This window comes from Kaustia mangrovi (assembly GCF_015482775.1).
Lineage (GTDB): Bacteria > Pseudomonadota > Alphaproteobacteria > Rhizobiales > Im1 > Kaustia > Kaustia mangrovi.
Genome location: NZ_CP058214.1, coordinates 2,587,272 through 2,603,783, shown reverse-complemented (window position 1 = coordinate 2,603,783; position 16,512 = coordinate 2,587,272). Strand labels below are relative to the sequence as shown.

Below are 16,512 nucleotides of genomic sequence, written 5' to 3'. Positions count from 1 at the left end.
CGATCGTTGGATCAGCTTAATAATACCGAAAACGGTAATCCGGTGCGCGCGGGCCACGCGCCCCTGCTGAGACTTTTCCTTCCCATTGCTGGCGAGCGTCGGAGGCGGCCGCTTGAAGAGGCTCCATCCGCCGCACCAGTCAAACTCAAGCTGACATGGCCTAAGGCTGATTGTCCCAAACATGACTGATATTGCTGGACTCAAAGAAATCAAGCTTCAGGATCTGAAGCAAAAAATGCCCGCCGAACTCCTCGAGCTCGCCGAAGAGCTGGAGGTGGAGAATGCGAGCGCGTTGCGGAAACAGGAATTGATGTTCGCCATTCTGAAAAGTCTGGCGACGAGAGACGTGGAAATCATCGGTGCGGGCGTCGTGGAGGTCCTGCAGGACGGCTTCGGCTTCCTGAGATCGCCCGATGCGAACTACCTGCCCGGACCCGACGATATCTATGTCAGCCCGAGCCAGATTCGCCGCTTCAATCTGAAGACCGGCGACACGGTGGAGGGCCAGATCCGCAGCCCGAAAGAGGGCGAACGATATTTCGCGCTTCTCAAGGTCAACACGATCAACTTTGAGGAGCCGGAGAAGACACGGCACAAGATCCATTTCGACAATCTGACGCCGCTCTATCCCGACGAGCGGCTGGAAATGGAGATCGACGAGCCGACCAAGAAGGACCTGAGCGGGCGGATCATCGATCTGGTGGCGCCGCTGGGCAAGGGTCAGCGCGGGCTCATCGTCGCCCCGCCGCGTACCGGCAAGACGGTGCTCCTGCAGAACATCGCCCATTCGATCACCACCAATCATCCCGAGTGCTACGTCATCGTCCTTCTGATCGACGAGCGCCCGGAAGAGGTGACCGACATGGAGCGGTCGGTGAAGGGCGAGGTCATCTCCTCGACCTTCGACGAGCCGGCTTCGCGCCATGTCCAGGTTGCCGAAATGGTGATCGAGAAGGCCAAGCGCCTGGTCGAGCATGGCCGCGACGTGGTTATCCTGCTCGATTCCATCACCCGGCTCGGGCGGGCCTACAACACGGTCGTCCCGTCCTCGGGCAAGGTGCTGACGGGCGGTGTCGACGCCAATGCGCTGCAGCGCCCGAAGCGGTTCTTCGGCGCGGCCCGGAACATCGAGGAGGGCGGCTCGCTGACCATCATCGCGACCGCGCTGATCGATACCGGCAGCCGGATGGACGAGGTGATCTTCGAGGAGTTCAAGGGCACCGGCAATTCCGAGCTCGTGCTCGACCGGAAGGTCGCCGACAAGCGCGTCTTCCCGGCCATGGACATCCTGCGGTCCGGCACCCGCAAGGAGGAGCTGCTCGTTCCGCCGGATATCCTGAAGAAGATGTTCGTGCTGCGCCGTATCCTCAACCCGATGGGCACGGTGGACGCCATCGAGTTCCTGCTCGACAAGCTGCGGCAGACGAAGAACAACGACGAGTTCTTCACCTCGATGAACACCTGACGGTGTCCGGACCCGCGGTCCGGACATCCCCGAATGCAATGAGGGCGCGGCCGGATTTCAACCCGGCCGTGCCCTTTGCGTTTCCCGTGAAACAGACGGTGGCCTATCCGCTGACGATGCGGAAGGCGTCCGCCAGCGAGGCTGGATCGGTGATCGGCAGCGAACAGTGCTGGCCGCGGCAGAGATAGAGGGTGGGCTTGCCGTCCTTCATGGGCTTGCCGGCGGCGGGATGGCCATCGGGCAGATGGCTGGTGTCGGCGATGCTCATGAGCAGGCGGGCGGGAATGGACTGGGCGAAGACCGCCTGGCGCAGCGCGCGCGTCTCCGGGGCGTCAGGTGGACCGACGGTGACGGCCTGGACGAGTTCGGCGGCATCCTCGAAGGCGTTGAGGAAGCTCGCATGGGCGAAGACATTGGCGAGCACCTCGCCGGTAAAGGCATCGATCAGGGCCTGTGTCCGGTCGCGATAGGCGATCTTGCCCGTGAGCGCGTGGAGCCTGGCGAGATTGGCCAGCATGGTCGCGTTGCCGTTGGGCGTGGCGTCGTCCTGTGCCGTCCTCAGCCGGGTGATGAGGTGCTCGGTCCGGGCGGAGGTGAAGAAATAGCCACCCTTCTCCGTGTCCCAGTAGTCCCGGTCGAGCATGTCGGCCAGGCGCTCCGCGTCGTCGAGATAGGCCTGCTCGGCGGTGATTTCGTGAAGCACGATGGCGGCACGGATGAGGTGGGCGAAATCGTCCGCCGTCGCCGGATGGCGGGCCTGGCCGAGGCGAAGCCCGTGATGGAGGCGGTCTTGCGTCCACAGATGGCGCCTGATGGCGTCGAAGGCGCGCACGGCCAGCTCGATCCAGTCGGGACGGGCGAAGGCGGCGCCCGCATTGGCGAGGGCGGCGATCATCAGCCCGTTCCAGTCGGCGAGTACCTTGTCGTCCCAGCCCGGCCGGACGCGCTTGTTGCGGTGGGCAAGAAGGATGTCGCGGGCCTCCGCCAGGCGGTGCTCGGTCTCCGGATCGGCGAGGGCGAGGGAACCGAGGCGATTGAGGATCGTCTTTCCTTCCCAGTTGCCCTCGGGCGTGACGTTGTAGACGCGGCAGAAGAGCTCGGCCAGATCGGGCTCGAGCAGGGCCTCGATCTCATCCCGCGTCCAGACATAATAGCGTCCTTCCTCGCCTTCGGAATCGGCATCGAGGCTTGCGGCGAAGGCACCGGACTCCGCGATCATTTCACGTGAAACCCAGTCCACGGTTTCCTCGATTCGCAGCCGCAACAATGGCTCGTCGGTATCCTGCCAGACCAGCATCATCAGCTCGAGGAGCTGGGCGTTGTCGTAGAGCATCTTCTCGAAATGAGGAACGAGCCACGCATTGTCGACGGCATAGCGGGAGAAGCCGCCGCCCAGATGGTCGTAGATGCCGCCTTGGCAGATATTGAAGAGCGTGGTCTCCACGGCCTCGCGATAGTCAGGCTCGCGCGTTCTGAGCCAGTTTCGCCAGAGCAGGGAGAACAGCGGCGTCTGGGGGAATTTCGGCGCGCCCTGTATGCCGCCATTGTCGCGGTCGACGAGGCGCAGCGCGTGACGTGCGGCCTCCGCGACGATGGGCATGGCGAGCGGCGCGGGCGCCTCCGGCGTCACTGGATTGGCGATGGCATCGCGCAGCGCTTGCGTATTGTGGCGGACCTTGTCGTGTTCCTCGTGGTAGATACGGGCGATCTCGGTCAGGACATGACGGAAGCTCGGGCGGCCATAGAGTGTTTCTTTCGGGAAATAGGTGCCGCCCCAAAAGGGGTCGCCCTCGGGTGTGAGGAACATGGTGAGCGGCCAGCCACCCTGCTCGCCGAGCCTGTGGAGCGCGTCCATGTAGATGCGGTCCACATCGGGGCGCTCCTCGCGGTCGACCTTGACGCTGATGAAATGCTCGTTCATCAGATCGGCTGTCCCGGGATCCTCGAAGCTCTCATGGGCCATGACGTGGCACCAGTGGCAGGCGGCATAGCCGACGGAGAGGAGGATGGGCTTGTTCTCGGCGGAGGCGCGGGCGAAGGCCTCGTCGCCCCAGGGCATCCAGTGGACGGGATTGTCCTTGTGCTGGAGAAGATAGGGGCTGGTCTCATGGGCGAGAAGGTTGTCGGCCATAGGGGAAGCGCCTTTGTCAGGATCGTCTGGCGAGTGGGCCGCGGGCGGCATTGGCCGGCCAGTGTGGGCGATACCGGGGAACGAATGCAACGGATGAGTATCGGTGCAATGACACGGACGGTGCGAGGCGAGTCCGCCCCGGAAGGACCGCGCCTCTCGATGGACAACCGGACGGGACGTCATGGTTCGGCCCGTCGATTCGGATCGGGAACGATGATCGCATGGGGCCGGACAGGGTCGTACCGCAAGCCGGCACGGCGGTATGGCGACGCGGAGCCGGCAGTATGACGGCTGCGCACCGCGACACGATATTCGCGCTCTCCTCCGGGCGCGGCCGGGCCGGCGTCGCCGTGATCCGCCTGTCGGGCGCGGGCGCCGGCGCGGTTGTCGACGCGCTTGCAGCGCCGCGGCCGGCCGCGCGCCGGGTCAGTCTGAGAACCATCGTCCGGCCCGGATCGGGCGAGCCTCTCGACCGGGGTCTCGTTCTCTGGCTGCCGGGGCCGGAGAGCTTCACCGGGGAGGACATGGCGGAGTTTCACGTGCATGGCGGGCCGGCCGTGATCTCCGGCGTGCTCGGGGCCATCGGCGAGGTCGGCGGCATGCGGCCGGCGGAGGCCGGGGAGTTCACCCGGCGGGCATTCGAGAATGGCAGGCTGGACCTTACCGAGGTCGAGGGTATCGCCGACATGATCGATGCGGAGACGGAGGCGCAGCGCCGTCAGGCGCTCCGGCAGATGGAGGGTGCGCTCGGTACGCTTTACGACCGCTGGCGCGCGGACCTCGTCGCCATGATGGCGGAGCTCGAGGCGGTGATCGACTTCCCCGACGAGGGGGATGTGCCAGCCGAACTTGCCGCGGGGATCGGCCGGCGGGCCGCGGATCTCGCAGACGAGATGCGGGCTCATATGGATGATGGCCGCCGCGGCGAGCGGCTCCGCGACGGCATCCAGGTGGTGATCGCAGGTAGGCCCAATGTGGGCAAGTCCAGCCTGCTCAACCAGCTCGCCCGGCGCGATGCGGCGATCGTCGCCGAACGGGCCGGAACCACACGCGATGTCATCGAGGTTCATCTCGATCTGGCCGGGTATCCGGTCATACTCGTGGATACGGCTGGATTGCGCGAGGAGACCGGCGACGAGATCGAGCGCGAGGGTATGGCCCGCACCAGGAACCGCCTCGACACAGCCGATCTGGTGGTGTGGGTGACGAGCGCCCCCGATATGGAAGAGGGTAGCGACGGGGCGTTGAGCGATGCCCCCGTCGATTCGGAGACGTTATGGGTCGTGAACAAGTCCGATCTGGCGGAAGATCTTTCAGCCCTCCTGAAATCTTGTCCGGGGATGACTAGGGCCATTCCCATCTCCGCCCTCACGGGGGCGGGGCTGGACGGGTTGATTGCCGAGTTGGCGCGGCGCGCGCAGGCCCTGGCGGGCGAGGGCGAGCATGTGGTCATGACGCGGGCTCGGCATCGCGCTGCGCTCGGCGAATGCCTGGAGCACCTTGATCGAGTCGTCTCCGGAACGATATCCGAACCGGAGCTCGTGGCGGAGGATCTGAGACGGGCGGCCCATGCGCTGGGCCGGATCGTGGGGCGGGTGGATGTGGAGGACCTGCTCGACGCGATCTTCCGGGAGTTCTGTATCGGCAAGTAGACGGGCGGGGAATGTTTCACGTGAAACGCATCCGGGATGCGGATCGGGTGAAACGGATTGGGTTTTGACCGGAGAAAGGGCTGGCGGTATGACGCTCGCCAGGATGAATGCGATGGACGGACGGGACATGGCGGACGGGACCTTCGACGTGATCGTCGTGGGCGGCGGGCACGCCGGTTGCGAGGCCGCCGCGGCGGCGGCGCGCTATGGCGCGCGTACGGCGCTCGTGACGCACCGGATCGCGACCATTGGCGAGATGTCCTGCAATCCGGCCATAGGCGGGCTGGGCAAGGGCCATCTGGTCCGTGAGATCGATGCGCTCGACGGTGTGATGGGTCGGGTGGCCGACAGGGCCGGTATCCAGTTCCGCCTGCTCAACCGCAGCAAGGGACCGGCGGTGCGCGGGCCGAGGGCGCAGGCCGACCGCGCGCTCTATCGCAAGGCCATGCAGGAGGAGCTGGCCGCGACGCCGGGGCTGGTCCTGGTGGAGGGCGCGGTCGAGGACCTGATCCCGACGGGATCGCGCATCGAGGGCGTGGTGCTGGAGGACGGGCGGCGCTTGCTCGCCGGGGCGGTGGTGCTCACCACGGGCACGTTCCTGCGCGGCCTGATCCATATCGGCGAGCGGCGAATCCCGGCGGGCCGTGTGGGGGAGGCGCCCGCGCTCGGCCTGTCGGACCGCCTCTACGACGCAGGGCTGGCGCTCGGCCGGCTCAAGACAGGTACGCCGCCGCGGCTCGACGGGCGAACCATCGACTGGGCGGGGCTTGCCGAGCAGAAGGGCGACGAGCCGCCCGTGCCGTTCTCCTTCCTGACGACGGAAATCCTCCAGCCGCAGATCAGTTGCCACGTCACGGCAACGAACGCGGCGACCCATGCGCTGATCGCGGAGAATCTCGACCGTTCGCCGATCTATTCGGGGCAGATCGAAAGCACCGGGCCGCGCTACTGCCCGTCCATCGAGGACAAGGTCGTGCGGTTCCGCGACCGCACGGCCCATCAGATCTTCCTGGAGCCGGAGGGGCTCGACGACCACACCGTCTATCCGAACGGCATCTCGACCTCCCTTCCGGAGGAGGTCCAGACCGCCTTCCTGAAGACCATTCCCGGGCTCGAGCGGGCGGAGGTGATCCGGCCGGGCTATGCCATCGAATACGATTACATCGATCCGCGCGAGCTGACCCCGGCGCTCGAATGCAAGGCCATGCCGGGCCTGTTCCTCGCCGGCCAGATCAACGGGACGACCGGTTACGAGGAGGCGGCGGCACAGGGGCTGATGGCGGGCCTGAACGCCGCGCGGACAGCATCGGGCGCCGACACCGTCGCGCTGGACCGCTCGCAGGCCTATATCGGGGTGATGATCGACGATCTCGTGACGCGCGGCGTGAGCGAGCCCTACCGGATGTTCACATCGCGTGCGGAGTACCGGCTGACGCTGAGGGCGGACAATGCCGACCAGCGCCTCACCGCGCTCGGTGGCGAATGGGGGCTCGTCGGGGTGGATCGGGCGGCGGCCTTCGCGGAGAAGGCCCGATGGCTCGATGTTTCACGTGAAACGGCGGAACGGCTCACCCTGACGCCCGATGAGGCGCGCCGGCATGGCTTTGCGGTCAATCGCGACGGTGTCCGCCGGTCCGTGGTGCAGCTCCTGGGCCTTCCGGATGTGACCTTCGACCGGCTTGCGGCGATCTGGCCGGAGCTTGCCGGTCTGCCTGCCTATGCCGTGGAGCAGCTTGAGATCGACGCGCTCTATTCCGGCTATCTGGATCGCCAGCATGCCGATATCGAGGCATTCCGGCGCGACGAGCGGCGCGCCATTCCCACCGCCATCGACTATCGCGAGATCCCGGGCCTGTCGACCGAAGCCCGCCAGAAGCTGGAGGCCGTGCGGCCCGGAACGCTTGGCCAGGCGGCGCGTATCGACGGCATGACCCCGGCGGCGCTCACCGTGCTTCTTGCCCATCTGAAGCGGCGCGACGACCTGCGGCGGACGGCATGAGGGAGCAGGGGCCCGCGGCGGGCGATCTCGCGACTGGCGAGGCTGTGGCGCGCGCATTCGGTGTTTCACGTGAATCACGCGAGCGGCTGGAGCGCTTCGTCGCGCTGGTCGAACGCTGGAACCGCAGCGTCAATCTCATCGGTCCGGCCACGGTACCGGATATCTGGGCACGGCATGTCGCCGACAGCCTGCAGCTTTTGCGCTATACTCCTTCCACGGCGCGAATCATTCTCGATGTCGGAAGCGGCGGAGGGTTCCCGGGGATTGTCCTGGCGATTGCGGTGGCGGAGCGGCCGGGTGCCATGGTCCATCTGGTGGAGAGCAACCGGAAGAAGGCGGCCTTCCTTCGCGAGGCCGCGCGGGTCGCCGGCGCGCCGGCCACGGTCCATGCCAGACGGATCGAGGATATCGGGCTCGAGGACCTCGGCGGACGTCCCGATGTGGTCAGCGCGCGGGCTCTGGCGCCATTGCCGAAGCTGCTTGAGCTCACGGCGCGCTTCATCGGAAACGGTACCATAGGACTGTTCCTGAAGGGCCAACATGTGGACAACGAGTTGACCGACGCCGCTATATCTTGGAGTATCGATGCGCAGACGCACCCGAGCGTGACCGGTCCTTCCGGCTCCGTTCTCATCGTGCGGGAGGCCATAGGTGTCCAACCAGACTGATCAGATGCTGAACGGCAGAAAACCGGTATCGCGGCCCCGCGTCCTGGCGGTCGCCAACCAGAAGGGCGGCGTCGGCAAGACGACGACGGCCATCAATCTCGGCACGGCTCTGGCCGCGGTCGGCGAGCAGGTCCTGATCATCGATCTCGATCCGCAGGGCAATGCGAGCACGGGGCTCGGCATCGACCGGGCCGCCAATATCGCGTCGAGCTATCATGTGCTGATGGGCGACGCGACGCTGGAGGATGTGGTTGTCCAGTCGGGCATACCGCGGCTCGCCTGCGCGCCCTCCACCATGGATCTCCTGGGCGCGGAGCTGGAGCTCGCCTCCATTGACCGGCGGACCCACCGCCTGAGCGACGCGGTGGACGCCACGATGGCACGCGCCGCCGCAACGGGCGACGACCGGCATGCCTACAGCTATATCCTGCTCGACTGCCCGCCGTCGCTGAACCTGCTCACGATCAACGCGCTGTGCGCGGCCGACGCGGTTCTGGTGCCGCTGCAATGCGAGTTCTTCGCCCTGGAGGGGCTGAGCCAGCTCATGCGGACCGTGGAGCGCGTGCGCACCAACCTCAATTCGCGTCTCGAGATCCAGGGCGTGATCCTGACCATGTTCGACCGGCGCAACAGCCTGTCGGAGCAGGTCGCGCAGGATGTGCGCGAGTTTCTGGGCGATACGGTCTACGAGACCATGATCCCGCGCAATGTCCGTGTCTCGGAGGCCCCGTCCTACGGTAAGCCGGTGCTGCTCTACGACAACAAATGCGCGGGCTCGCAGGCCTATATCCGGCTCGCCTCGGAGATCATCCGGCGGGAGCGCCAGCTTTGCGCCGCATGAGGGCGCCGGTGGTCTGCTCGCGCGGTACTCAATCGATTCGGCATAGTAATGTTCGGGCGCAAGACCCGGCCATACCGGAGTAGCAGGGGATGGTTCAGCAAGGCAGAAAACGGCTCGGGCGCGGACTGGCCGCGTTGATCGGCGAGGACACGGTCGAGGCGCCGGCACCGGAGGAAAGCCGGCCGCAGCGCGGTCTGAAGCAGATGCCGATCGCCTTTCTGCGGCGCAATCCCCACAATCCGCGAAAGACCTTCCAGGACGAGGATCTCGACGATCTTGCCCAGTCCCTGCGGGAAAAGGGCATGCTTCAGCCGCTCCTCGTGCGGCCCGTGGCCGATCCGGCCAACGCCTATGAGATTGTGGCGGGCGAGCGCCGCTGGCGGGCGGCCCAGAAGGCCGGTCTCCATGAAGTTCCGGTCATCGTGCGCGAGCTCTCCGATGCCGAGGCGCTCGAGGTCGCGCTTGTGGAGAACATCCAGCGCGCCGATCTCAATCCGGTCGAGGAGGCGGAGGGCTATCGCCGCCTCATGGAGGAATTCCACTATACGCAGCACCAGCTTGCCGAAGCCGTCGGGAAGAGCCGGAGCCATGTCGCGAACACGATGCGCCTGCTCGGCCTGTCCGGAAAGGTGCGCGACATGCTGGCCGAGGGCACGCTGACCGCCGGCCACGCCCGTGCGCTCATCGCGTCCGATGCCGCCGACGAGCTCGCCGAGCGTATCGCGACCCTGGGCCTGAGCGTGCGCGAGGCGGAAGAACTGGCCCGCGACTCAAGGGCGGGAGAAGAGACGGGTCAGGACAGGCAGCCGCCCGCGCGCAAGCCGGAAAAGGATCCCGACACGCTGGCGCTCGAGCGCAGCCTGGCGGAGACGCTGGGCCTCAAGGTTCTCGTCAACCACAAGGGCCAGCGCGGCGGGGAGCTTCGCATCTCCTATCGCACGCTGGAGCAGCTCGACGATCTCTGCCAGCGGCTCAGCCGGCAGGGCTGACGGCAAGCATTCGATTCACATCCGTTCCAACATCAGAATCTCTGCAACCGATTCGCACCCTTAACGATACCGGTGCTGGACAGACTGGGGCTCTGCCGCCCGGTCATACCCGCCGGTAACGGGCCGTCCGCGCGCTGCGCGCAAGGCTCAGGAGGGCGCGGCTCGCAATGGCTTCGGCGAGGCTTGCGAATTCGCGCGTCTTCAGCTCAGCCTCGCCGAGCGTATCGGACGCCGCAAGGAGCGCGGAGAGATCCCAGGCGGAGAGCTGGCGGGCGACGGAGGCCTGCCGCTTGAAGTAGATCGGCGGCCGGGCCCCGCGCACGACGGCATCGGCCGACTGGCCCGGTGTCATCTTCGCCTTCAGCCGCTGGAGCGCGGCGGCATGGTTGGCGGCCGCCACGATCACGGTCGCCGCCGGCATGCCGGTTGCGAGAAACCGTCCGAAACGGGTGTCCGCCCCTTCCAGATCGCCCTCAAAGACGGCGTCGATCAGATCGTCCAGCGCGAGCGCCGATGCCTCGCCGCAGATCGCGTCGACATCCTCCAGCGTCACCTCGCCGGCGCCCTCGCAGTAAAGCGCGAGTTTCTCCACCTCGGCGCGGGAGAGCTGGCGGTCGCCGCCGAGCTGGGCCTGGAGCCGCTCCAGCGCATCCGCGGCGATGGCGAGGCCGTGACCGCGCAGTTGCTCCACGATCAGGGTGCGCAACGCGCCCGCGCCGTCGGCGTAGCAAGCCATGGCGACGGCGTTGTCCTGCGCCTCGAAGAGCTTGCGCAGCTTGTCGCCCTTGCGCAGGGTTCCGGCCTCCGCGACGATCAGCGCGTCGCCCGGCGCGTCGGGAAGATAGGCTGCCGCCGCCCGGGCGAGGCCGCTTCCGGCACCGCGCACCCAGACGACCCGGCGCCCGCCCATGAGGGAGATGGCCTGGGCCTCGTCGGCGAGAAGGCCCGGATCGGAGCCGAGCGCGTCGTCCTCCAGCCGCACCACGTTGAACGGATCGTCGAGCGTTCCCGCGACTGCCTTCACGAGCGCCCGCGCTCGCTCGCGCACCAGCCCCTCGTCGCTGCCGTGAATGAGCGCGGCCTTCACCTTCGGGTCGGGCTTGTTGAGAAAGGCGTCGGCCCGTCCGCCCTTGAGCTCGGTCATCGATGCACGTTCCTGTGGCCCGTGGGTCTTCGCCGTGCGGCCGCGAGGGATCCGGGAGCGGCCCGCCTGCTTCGTCCCGGCGCCCGGTCCGACCCCGTCTCCATGGGGTCATAGACCACTCTAGTCGGAATCGTCCAGGCTGGAGAGATCCGGCGCGTCGCGCAGCTTCCTCTCCACATCCCGCAGGTCGTTGAGCGAAAGGTCGAGCTTGCGCGCGAGTGTCTTCATGACGATTTCGGCGAATTCCGGAAACTCGCCGGCGACCCGGTAGAACAGCTCCTTGTCGACCTTGAGCGCGGTGAGGTCGGTGCGCGCGCGGGCGCTGAAATGATAGGGCTGGCCGGCGAGCATCGACAGCTCGCCCACGAAGGCGCCACGCCCGGCGGTCGCCACCAGCATCCGGTCGTCGCCGACATTGCGGAAGATCTCCGCGGTGCCCTCCGTGACGAGATAGCCGGCGCCTCCGCGCTCGCCCTGCTCGAACAGATAGGAACCGGCCGGGCACGCCACGCGCTCGGTCGCGAAAGCCAGGATCTGAAGCTGGGTGACATCGGCGTCCGCAAACAGGGGGATCTGTCGCAGGACCTCGACGTCGGACTTAACCGTCATGACCGCCCCCGCAAGCGGCCCCTCGGCCGGCCGAATTCCACCTCATATGTGTATCCCCGAATCGCGCCCTTTCGAGCGTACCGCTTGATACCCTCCGCGTCGAGTTCAGGCCCATATCGCCCGGAAAAGCAAGAGATTTTCTTGGTTTTCAAGGCACAAGCTTATAGCCGCCTGTTTCCGTCACCAGGATTTCCGCACTCGAGGGGTCGGCTTCGATCTTCTGGCGCAGGCGGTAGATATGGGTCTCGAGCGTATGGGTCGTCACGCCGGCATTGTAGCCCCAGACCTCGTGGAGCAGCACGTCGCGCCCGACGACCTGGCGCCCGGCCCTGTAGAGATATTTCAGGATGGCCGTCTCCTTCTCCGTCAGCCTGATCTTGGAGCTGTCGCCGCGCACCAGGAGCTTCGCGCTCGGCCGGAAACTGTAGGGGCCGATGGCGAATACCGCGTCCTCGCTCTGCTCGTGCTGGCGCAGATGGGCGCGGATCCTCGCAAGCAGCACGCCGAAGCGGAACGGCTTGGTCACATAGTCGTTGGCGCCGGCATCGAGCCCCAGAATGGTATCGGATTCGGTATCCTGCGCCGTCAGCATGATCACCGGGCTCTTCATGCCCGCCCGCCGCATGAGCTTGCAGGCCTCCCGGCCATCCATGTCCGGCAGGTTGACGTCGAGCAGGACGAGGTCGAAATGGTCCGTGCGCACCGCCCTGACGGCATCCGATGCCGTCGCCGCGCTGTCCACGATGAACTCGTCATGCAGCGAGAACTGCTCGCTTAGGGAATCGCGCAGCGCATCGTCGTCGTCCACGATCAGGATCTTCTTCGGAGCCGTCATCGGCTTCCCCCAAGTCGGTGAAAGGGGCTTTCCGCCTGATTAGTAGTGGTCCATCCTAGCATCTTCAAGCCGGCGAGGTCTGTCTCTCCGGTCAACATTTCGTGGGTCTGCCCAGGCGGTGCCCAAGATGCAATCGACGAACAGGACGGGATATCGCGAACCGGCATGGCAGACGACCGGCCCGACATTCTGGTGATTGCCGATGCCACGGATCCGCGGCGGGGCCGCCTGCGCATGGGCGGGCTCGATGTGGCCTGCGCGCTGGGTCGCGGCGGCGTCGTGGCGGAAAAGCGCGAGGGCGACGGTGCCACGCCGGCCGGCGCATGGCCGATGCGCTACGGGCTCTACCGCCCGGACCGGATGCCGGCACCGCAGAGCGCCCTCGCCTTCCGGCCGATCGCCGAGGGGGATGGCTGGTGCGACGCCCCGCAGGACCGGAACTACAACCGGCCCGTCCCGCTGCCCTATCCCGCGAGCGCGGAAACCCTCTGGCGGGACGACCATCTCTACGATCTTCTGGTCGTGCTCGGCCACAATGACGATCCGGTCATACCGGGCGCCGGCAGCGCCATCTTCTTCCATCTTGCCCGGCCGGACTACGGCCCGACCGATGGCTGCGTCGCCGTCGCGCGCGACGGCATGCTCGCCGTCCTCGCCCGATGCGGCCCGGACACCGTCATGCGGATCGCACTGCCGCGGGATTGAGGCGAAACCGGGGTTCCGGCGAACCCTACCGGGTGCCGAAAATGGCCGTACCGACGCGCACGAGCGTCGCGCCGAAGGCGATGGCGGTCTCGAAGTCGCCGCTCATGCCCATGGACAGCTCCGACAGGCCGTTGCGCCGGGCGATCTTCTCCAGAAGCGCGAAATGGAGCGAGGGCTCCTCGTCGAGCGGAGGGATGCACATGAGCCCGGAGATCGTCAGGCCGTGCTCCTCCCGGCAGGAGGCGATGAAGGCGTCGGCCTCGTCGGGAAGCACGCCGGCCTTCTGGTCCTCCGCGCCGGTGTTCACCTGGACGAAGAGGGCGGGATGGCGGCCCTGTTTCGCCATCTCCTCTGCGAGCACGCGCGCGAGCTTCGGCCGGTCGAGACTCTCGATGCAGTCGAACAGCGCGACCGCCTCGCGGACCTTGTTGGTCTGCAGCGGGCCGATCAGGTGAAGCTCCAGATCGGGGAAGCGGTCGCGCAGATCCGGCCATTTGCCTGCGGCCTCCTGAACGCGGTTCTCGCCGAAGACGCGCTGGCCGGCCTCGATCACCGGCAGGATGTCCTCCGGCCCGAAGGTCTTGGAGACGGCGACGAGGCGGACCTCGTCCGGCGCCCGTCCGGCGGCCTTCGCCGCACCGGCTATGCGCGTGCGCACATCCGCAAGGCCCTCGTGTTCCGTACCGTCCCGATCTGTGGTCGCCATGCCGCGCCTCCCGCCATTTCCGCGTCTTCGCCGGCCCAAAGCCTAATACCGACCTTGCGGGGCTTTGCAAGTGCGTGTAAGTCCAACGCCTGAGTTTTCCGGGTTTTCAAGCGGTTGTGATGACGAAGACGAACGCAATGGATCGCTACAATCCGCGCGACGCCGAGCCGCGCTGGCAGAAGGTGTGGGACGAAGAAGGCTCGTTCGCCGCGTCGGAGAGCGCGGACAAGCCCAAATATTATGTCCTGGAGATGTTCCCCTATCCCTCCGGACGCATCCATATGGGCCATGTGCGCAATTACACGATGGGCGACGTGATCGCCCGCTACAAGCGCGCCAGGGGCTTCAACGTGCTCCATCCGATGGGTTGGGACGCCTTCGGCATGCCGGCGGAGAACGCGGCGATAGAGCGCGGCGTGCATCCGCGCGACTGGACCTACGAGAATATCGCGACCATGCGCCGCCAGCTCAAATCCATGGGGCTGTCGCTCGACTGGGAGCGCGAGCTTGCGACCTGCGATCCGGCCTATTACCGCCACGAGCAGGAGATGTTCCTCGATTTCCTGAAGGCGGGTCTCGTCGAGCGCAAGGTTTCCACCGTCAACTGGGATCCGGTCGACAACACGGTTCTCGCCAACGAGCAGGTGATCGACGGGCGCGGCTGGCGGTCCGGCGCGCTCGTGGAGAAACGCGAGCTCGCCCAGTGGTTCCTCAAGATCACCGACTATGCCGACGAGCTCCTGAGCGCGCTCGACGGTCTCGACCGGTGGCCGGAGAAGGTCCGGCTGATGCAGAAGAACTGGATCGGCCGGTCGGAGGGCATGCGCTTTTCCTTCGCGCTTCGCGATGCCGGCGGCACGGCGCTGGACGAGCGCCTGACCGTTTATACCACGCGCCACGACACGATTTTCGGGGCGACCTTCTGCGCCCTGTCGGCCGATCACCCGATCGTCAAGCGGCTGGCGGAGGAGTCCGCCGAGCTCGCTGCGTTCCGGCGCGAATGCGCAGCGCTCGGCACCAGCGAAGAGACCATCGAGCGCGCGGAGAAGAAGGGCGTGCCGCTCGGGCTCTATGCGGACCATCCTTTCCGCGAGGGTGTGCGCATTCCGGTCTATGCCGCCAATTTCGTGCTGATGGGCTATGGCGAGGGCGCCATTTTCGGCTGTCCCGGCCACGACCAGCGCGATCTGGACTTCGCGCGCAAATACGGGCTGCCGGTCATACCGGTGGTCGCGCCGAAGGATGCCGACCCCGCGAGCGTCGAGATCGCCGACGAGGCCTATGTGGAGCACGAGGGCGAGACCGTCCAGCTCATCAATTCCGATTTCCTGGACGGCATGAGCGTGGCCGAGGCCAAGGAGGAGATCGCGACGCGCATGGAGGCGATGGGCATCGGCGAGCGCACGGTGAATTTCCGCCTGCGCGACTGGGGCGTCTCGCGCCAGCGCTACTGGGGATGCCCGATTCCGGTCATCCGCTGTCCGGCCTGCGGCGTCGTGCCGGTTCCGAAGGCAGAGCTGCCGGTGACGCTGCCCGACGACGTGACCTTCGACAAGCCGGGCAATCCGCTCGACCATCATCCCACCTGGAAGCACGTGTCCTGCCCGTCCTGCGGCGGCGCGGCCGAGCGCGAGACGGACACCTTCGACACCTTCGTCGATTCCGCCTGGTACTTCGCGCGCTTCTGCTCGCCGCATTCGGACCGTCCGGTCGATGCGCAGGCGGGAGCCTACTGGATGCCGGTCGACCAGTATATCGGCGGCGTGGAGCATGCGATCCTGCATCTGCTCTATTCCCGCTTCTTCATCCGCGCCATGAGCCGCACGGGCCATCTCGCCATCGACGAGCCCTTTGCCGGGCTGTTCACGCAGGGCATGGTCTGCCACGAGACCTACAGGGATGCCGGGGGCCGCTGGCTCTATCCGAGCGAGGTGGTGAAGGACGAGACCGGCGCGCACCATGCCGAGACCGGCGAACCGGTGACGGTCGGGTCTGTGGAGTCGATGTCCAAGTCGAAGCGGAACACCGTCGATCCCGAGGCGATCATCGCGGAGTTCGGAGCGGATACCGCGCGCTGGTTCATGCTGTCGGACACGCCGCCGGAGCGCGATATCGAGTGGACCGAGGCCGGGGCGGAAGGCGCCTATCGCTTCACGCAGCGCTTCTGGCGCGTCGTCGGCGATATCGTTCGCCATGCCGTGCCCGTCGGGACACCGGCGCCGGAGGCGTTCGGCGACCCCGCCCTCAAGGCCCGCCGCGCGGCCCATCGCGCGCTGGACGCGGTCGGCGCCGATATCGAAGGCCTGCGCTTCAACCGGGCGATTGCGCGGATCTACGAGCTCGCCAATACCCTGCTGTCGATCCTGCAGGAGGCGGGAGATGCCCCCGCCGACGATCTCCGCTGGGCGCTGCGCGAGGCGGGCGAGCTTCTGGTGCGCATGGCCAATCCGATGATCCCGCATCTCACGGAGGAATGCTGGACGCTGCTCGGCCATGAGGGGCTTCTGGCCGCGGCCTCCTGGCCGGAGGCCGATCCGGCGCTGCTCGTCGACGACACGGTGACCATCGCCGTTCAGGTCAACGGAAAGCGGCGCGACGAGATCACGGTTGCCAAGGGTGCGTCGCAGGCCGACATTGAAGCCTTGGCGATGGCGCTCGATAATGTGCGCCGGGCCATCGGGGACAAGGCGGTGCGCAAGGTGATCGTGGTGCCGGACCGCATCGTCAATGTGGTTGCCGCGTGAGGCGGCAATCAGGTAGACCGGTCC

13 protein-coding genes are annotated in these 16,512 nt (G+C 66.7%); 8 read left to right on the top strand and 5 right to left on the bottom strand.

Annotated elements, in window-relative coordinates; genetic code table 11:
* Window positions 1-181: 181 nt before the first annotated feature.
* The gene (gene rho, locus HW532_RS12035; RefSeq protein ID WP_213160716.1) at window positions 182-1,465 is read left to right on the top strand and encodes a transcription termination factor Rho; all 1,284 of its coding nucleotides are present in this window, start codon (window positions 182-184) and stop codon (window positions 1,463-1,465) included.
* A 103-nt stretch (window positions 1,466-1,568) separates the two neighbouring features.
* Here the strand turns inward: rho and HW532_RS12030 are convergent, their stop codons facing one another.
* Window positions 1,569-3,596: a thioredoxin domain-containing protein gene (locus HW532_RS12030; protein WP_213160715.1), complete on the bottom strand. Its 2,028-nt coding sequence runs from the start codon at window positions 3,594-3,596 to the stop codon at window positions 1,569-1,571.
* Window positions 3,597-3,880: 284 nt separating this feature from the next.
* Here HW532_RS12030 and mnmE point away from each other — a divergent pair, with 284 nt between their 5' ends.
* From mnmE to HW532_RS12005, 5 genes are all read left to right on the top strand, one after another.
* On the top strand, window positions 3,881-5,248 hold the full coding sequence (gene mnmE, locus HW532_RS12025; RefSeq protein ID WP_213160714.1) for a tRNA uridine-5-carboxymethylaminomethyl(34) synthesis GTPase MnmE: 1,368 nt from the start codon (window positions 3,881-3,883) through the stop codon (window positions 5,246-5,248).
* A gap of 112 nt (window positions 5,249-5,360) precedes the next feature.
* Window positions 5,361-7,247: a tRNA uridine-5-carboxymethylaminomethyl(34) synthesis enzyme MnmG gene (gene mnmG, locus HW532_RS12020; RefSeq protein ID WP_246478814.1), complete on the top strand. Its 1,887-nt coding sequence runs from the start codon at window positions 5,361-5,363 to the stop codon at window positions 7,245-7,247.
* Window positions 7,244-7,915: a 16S rRNA (guanine(527)-N(7))-methyltransferase RsmG gene (gene rsmG, locus HW532_RS12015; RefSeq protein WP_213160713.1), complete on the top strand. Its 672-nt coding sequence runs from the start codon at window positions 7,244-7,246 to the stop codon at window positions 7,913-7,915. Before mnmG ends, rsmG begins: the two co-directional genes overlap by 4 nt.
* A gap of 4 nt (window positions 7,916-7,919) precedes the next feature.
* Window positions 7,920-8,756: a ParA family protein gene (locus HW532_RS12010; RefSeq protein ID WP_213164540.1), complete on the top strand. Its 837-nt coding sequence runs from the start codon at window positions 7,920-7,922 to the stop codon at window positions 8,754-8,756.
* Between the two features lie 89 nt (window positions 8,757-8,845).
* Window positions 8,846-9,745 carry a ParB/RepB/Spo0J family partition protein gene (locus HW532_RS12005; protein ID WP_213160712.1) on the top strand — a complete coding sequence of 300 codons (900 nt, stop codon included), beginning with the start codon at window positions 8,846-8,848 and terminating at the stop codon, window positions 9,743-9,745.
* 103 nt (window positions 9,746-9,848) lie between these two features.
* On the opposite strand, the gene holA is transcribed toward HW532_RS12005, so the two are convergent.
* The 3 genes from holA to HW532_RS11990 form a co-directional block, all read right to left on the bottom strand.
* Window positions 9,849-10,889: a DNA polymerase III subunit delta gene (gene holA / locus HW532_RS12000; RefSeq protein WP_213160711.1), complete on the bottom strand. Its 1,041-nt coding sequence runs from the start codon at window positions 10,887-10,889 to the stop codon at window positions 9,849-9,851.
* A 120-nt stretch (window positions 10,890-11,009) separates the two neighbouring features.
* Window positions 11,010-11,498, bottom strand: a complete 489-nt coding sequence (locus tag HW532_RS11995; protein WP_213160710.1) for a cyclic nucleotide-binding domain-containing protein — start codon at window positions 11,496-11,498, stop codon at window positions 11,010-11,012.
* A 148-nt stretch (window positions 11,499-11,646) separates the two neighbouring features.
* A complete protein-coding gene (locus HW532_RS11990; protein WP_213160709.1) occupies window positions 11,647-12,333 on the bottom strand; it encodes a response regulator transcription factor in 687 nt (228 codons plus the stop codon).
* 165 nt (window positions 12,334-12,498) lie between these two features.
* On the opposite strand from HW532_RS11990, the gene HW532_RS11985 reads away from it, so the two are divergent.
* Window positions 12,499-13,038, top strand: coding sequence for a L,D-transpeptidase family protein (locus HW532_RS11985; protein ID WP_213160708.1), 540 nt, complete (start codon window positions 12,499-12,501; stop codon window positions 13,036-13,038).
* 25 nt (window positions 13,039-13,063) lie between these two features.
* Here the strand turns inward: HW532_RS11985 and HW532_RS11980 are convergent, their stop codons facing one another.
* Window positions 13,064-13,744 carry a YggS family pyridoxal phosphate-dependent enzyme gene (locus tag HW532_RS11980; RefSeq protein WP_213160707.1) on the bottom strand — a complete coding sequence of 227 codons (681 nt, stop codon included), beginning with the start codon at window positions 13,742-13,744 and terminating at the stop codon, window positions 13,064-13,066.
* A gap of 119 nt (window positions 13,745-13,863) precedes the next feature.
* Here HW532_RS11980 and leuS point away from each other — a divergent pair, with 119 nt between their 5' ends.
* On the top strand, window positions 13,864-16,488 hold the full coding sequence (gene leuS / locus HW532_RS11975) for a leucine--tRNA ligase (RefSeq protein ID WP_213160706.1): 2,625 nt from the start codon (window positions 13,864-13,866) through the stop codon (window positions 16,486-16,488).
* Window positions 16,489-16,512 lie beyond the last annotated feature (24 nt).